The sequence below is a fragment of the Spirillospora sp. NPDC049652 genome (genome assembly GCF_040675125.1).
Taxonomy (GTDB): domain Bacteria; phylum Actinomycetota; class Actinomycetes; order Streptosporangiales; family Streptosporangiaceae; genus Spirillospora.
Genome location: NZ_JBFAOF010001112.1, coordinates 1 through 2,125, shown reverse-complemented (window position 1 = coordinate 2,125; position 2,125 = coordinate 1). Strand labels below are relative to the sequence as shown.

4 protein-coding genes are annotated in these 2,125 nt (G+C 73.1%); 1 reads left to right on the top strand and 3 read right to left on the bottom strand.

Annotated elements, in window-relative coordinates; all coding sequences use genetic code 11:
• From AB0J52_RS37540 to AB0J52_RS37530, 3 genes are all read right to left on the bottom strand, one after another.
• On the bottom strand, positions 1-496 hold a 496-nt coding region (locus tag AB0J52_RS37540), incomplete at its 3' end, for a sulfurtransferase (RefSeq protein ID WP_500187720.1).
• A gap of 76 nt (positions 497-572) precedes the next feature.
• Positions 573-1,025: an iron chaperone gene (locus tag AB0J52_RS37535; protein WP_500187719.1), complete on the bottom strand. Its 453-nt coding sequence runs from the start codon at positions 1,023-1,025 to the stop codon at positions 573-575.
• A 60-nt stretch (positions 1,026-1,085) separates the two neighbouring features.
• Complete coding sequence (locus tag AB0J52_RS37530) at positions 1,086-1,541, bottom strand: carboxymuconolactone decarboxylase family protein (protein ID WP_500187717.1); 456 nt, start codon at positions 1,539-1,541, stop codon at positions 1,086-1,088.
• Between the two features lie 188 nt (positions 1,542-1,729).
• Between AB0J52_RS37530 and AB0J52_RS37525 the strand changes: the two genes are divergently transcribed.
• A partial coding sequence (locus AB0J52_RS37525; RefSeq protein WP_500187716.1) for a helix-turn-helix domain-containing protein occupies positions 1,730-2,125 on the top strand: 396 nt, incomplete at its 3' end.

Sequence of the window (2,125 nt, the reverse complement as noted above, 5' to 3'; positions counted from 1 at the left end):
CGACCCGGTCCGGGTCGGCCAGGGCCGCCGCGACCTCGTCCGCGTCCACGAACCACCCGTCGCGCGGCCGTGCGGTGAAGTCGCCGCGCTCCACCGGCTCGGTGTCGTGTTCCTCGGTCGGGAGCCCGGCGGCGGTCCACGCGGGCAGCCCGCCGTCCAGGACGGCCACCCGGTCGAACCCCATGGCGCGCAGCATCCACCAGGCGCGGGCACTGGAGTAGACACCGGCCGCGTCGTACACGACCACGGTGTCGGACGCGTTCACCCCGAGCGCGCGCATCTCCTCCGTGAACTGCTCGGCGCCCGGCATGGTGTGCGGCACCGGGCTCGTGTGGTCGGACATCGCCCCGTCGATGTCGAACCGCCGCGCCCCGGGAATCCGTCCCGCGTCGCTCTTCCGATGGGCGCCCACGGACGCGTCCAGTACCACCAGTCCCGGCGTTTCCAGCCGGTACCGCAACCACCCGACGTCGGCCAGTGTCCTTGTTCCGTCCACGACCGATCATGATGCCGCAACCGCGGACCCGTCCCGGCCGACCGGGTCGGCGGGGACGGGCGGGTGCGTGCGGTGGTCAGCCCGCCGCGCGCTTCACCAGCTCGGCGATCCGGGCCTCGACCTCCGGGGTCAGCTCGGTCAGCGCGTACGCGGTCGGCCACATCGTGCCCTCGTCGAGCCGCGCCGAGTCGTTGAAGCCGAGCGTCGCGTACCGGGCCTTGAACTTGTCCGCGTTCTGGAAGAAGCAGACGACCTTGCCGTCCAGGGCGTAGGACGGCATGCCGTACCAGAGCTTCGGCTCCAGGTTCGGGGCGGCGTCCTTGACGATGGCGTGGATCCGCTCGGCCATGGACCGGTCCGGCTCCGGGAACTCGGCGATCTTCGCCACGACGTCCGCCTCGGCCTGCGCCGCCTTCTCGGCCTTGGAGGCGCGGCGTCCGGACGCCTTCAGCTCCTTCGCGCGCTCCTTCATCGCGGCGCGCTCCTCGGCGGAGAACTTCTCGGCGGTGGCGTCGTTCTTCTCGGCCATGGTGGGTCTCCTTCTGCCTTCGTCGTCTTCGGTGGGGTGGAGCGGGAGCGGGGAGGCGGCTCAGCCCCAGGCGCCGGCGATCTGCCGGGTGGTGGCGTTGAGCCGGTTGAACAGGTTCGTGACACCGACCATCATGACGATCGCGGCGAGCTGCTTCTCGTCGTAGTAGGTGGCGGCGGCGTCCCAGATCTCGTCGCTCACCGGGTTCGGCCGGTCCGCGAGCCGGGTCGCGGCCTCGGCCAGCTCCAGCGCGGCGCGCTCCTCGTCGGAGAAGTACGGGGCCTCGCGCCAGGCGGCGGTGGTGGCGAGCTTCTCCTCGCTCACGCCCGCCTTGCGGCCGCCCTTCACGCCGGAGTCGACGCAGGCGCTGCAGCCGTTGATCTGGCTGACGCGCAGGTGCACCAGCTCCAGCGTCTGGGCGTCCACGCCGCCGGAGTGCACGGCCTTGAAGAGCTCCTGGATCGGCTTCATGGCGTTGTCGAGGACCATCGCGGGGTTCTGCATCCGAGCCTGCATGTCGTTCTCCTCAGTCGGTTCTCCGGGCCGCCCGGTGTTCCCGGGGGGCATGGCCCAATCACAGCCGGGACGGGCCGCCGGGACGAGGCCCGTGGGACACCGTGGGACAACTGGTACGGTCTCGACCAGCCGGGACACGGCCCAGGAAATCTCCGCTCCGGCGGGACGGCACGACGGGGTTTGCGGTGGTGGCAGAACGGCGGACGGCGGCGTCCGACCCCCAGGAGGAGCTCGCGGAGCGGCTGCGGCTGATCCAGGAGCTGTCCGGACGCGGCGTCCGGGCCCTCGCCCGGGACACCGGACTCAGCTCGTCGTCGCTGTCGCGGTACCTGAGCGGGCAGACCGTCCCGCCGTGGCCCGCGGTCGTCGCGCTCTGCCGGCTGGTCAAGCGCGACCCGCGGCCGCTGCGCGCGGTGTGGGAGCGGGCCGGGAGCGCGCTGCCCGCCCCGCCGCGGACCAGCCGCCAGGTCCAGCCGCCCGCGCCGCCGGCCGGGGCGCCGCGCCCGCCGCGCAACGACCTGCCGCGCGACGTGCCCGACTTCACCGGCCGCGCGCCACGCTCATCCAGATGCTGCTGGGCGAGC